This is a genomic window from Dietzia sp. UCD-THP (genome assembly GCF_000349585.1).
Taxonomy (GTDB): Bacteria; Actinomycetota; Actinomycetes; order Mycobacteriales; family Mycobacteriaceae; genus Dietzia; species Dietzia natronolimnaea_A.
In genome coordinates this window covers 1-1,270 of sequence record NZ_AOSR01000083.1, presented here as the reverse complement: position 1 = coordinate 1,270, position 1,270 = coordinate 1, and the positions used below count along the sequence as shown (strand labels likewise).

The following is a 1,270-nucleotide window of genomic DNA, read 5'->3' as shown; positions in this document are numbered from 1 at the left end:
CCAGGCCCACAAGATCGGGCCGAACACCGTCGCCGCGATCAGCGAGGTCCTGGATCGTCAGCGGATCGAGGCTCAGGGCTACCGTTCGTGCCAGAACATCCTCGCCCTGGCCCGCGGGGACAACAAGATGCTGCTCGAGCGGGCCTGCGGGCAACTCGTCTCCGAGACCTCCCGCCGGGCGATCAGCTACACCGCCGTCAAGCAGCAGCTGGCGGCCCTGAGGGCCCAGGCCGCCGCTCGACCCACCACCACGACCGCAGCGACGACGCCGGCGACCGCAACGCCTGTAGCGGTACCGCCGGATCGGCGAGATACCACCGGGGCGCATCTGGCCGGGCCGGAGCAGTTCAGCCTCGCCGCCCTCACAGGAGGCCCGAGCCCGAGCAGCGGCACCGCGGGGCGGGAGGAGCTGCAGTGACTGATCGTCATCTCACCGACGCCGACATGCCACTGTTCACGCAATTGCGGATGACCGCGTTCGGACAGACCGTCATTGACCTGGCCAACGATCCCGCCTGCGACGAGTGGACCTTCTCCGAGAAAATCTTCCACGCCCTGGACAAGGAGATCACGGCCAGGCAGGAACGCCGGACCCAGAAACTACTCAAGGCCTCCAGATCGCCAAACCCTGACGCCTGCGTAGAAGAGATCCGCTACCTGCCTGACCGCAACGTCAACCGCGAGCTAATCGCACGACTTTCCAGCTGTCAATGGATCGACGCCACTCGCAATCTCGTCGTGCTCGGCCAATCCAGCGTGGGCAAGACCTACCTCGCCCAAGCGCTTCTCAATGCCGCGTGCCGAAAGTACTACACCGCGAGATTCTTCCGGCTCGACGACCTGGCCAACCGGCTCGCCGTGCTGGAGCCGACCTCGCAGCGCCGGCTGGACTTCCTCACCGACCTGCACAACTGCGACCTACTGGTTCTGGATGACTTCCTGACCACGCCGGTGGCCCCGCACACCGCGGCCGAGCTGCTCAACATCCTGGCCGCTCGGGAAGGGCGGGGCTCGACTCTGGTGACCTCACAGTTCGATCCGCCGGATTGGTACAAGTCGCTCCAAGACGCGGTCATCGCCGAATCGATCCTCAACCGGATCGTCGCCGGCGCCGAAATCATCGCACTCGACGGACCCAACATGAGACGGCACCTCGCCACGGCAACGCCATAGCGGCCCAGCGGTCGGACGGGTGCACTCCGCTATCCGATACCCGTCCGACCGCTACCCGATCATCAGATCCGCGCTTTCCGAAAGGCGTCCCAAACAC

Annotated in this window: 1 protein-coding gene and 1 pseudogene; both read left to right on the top strand. The window is 65.7% G+C overall.

What is annotated here, in order from left to right; genetic code table 11:
• Positions 1–418: pseudogene (locus H483_RS0119300) on the top strand (IS21 family transposase); the annotation flags it as partial.
• On the top strand, positions 415–1,173 hold the full coding sequence (locus H483_RS27015; protein WP_007633699.1) for an ATP-binding protein: 759 nt from the start codon (positions 415–417) through the stop codon (positions 1,171–1,173). The pseudogene H483_RS0119300 and the gene H483_RS27015, both read left to right, overlap by 4 nt.
• Positions 1,174–1,270 lie beyond the last annotated feature (97 nt).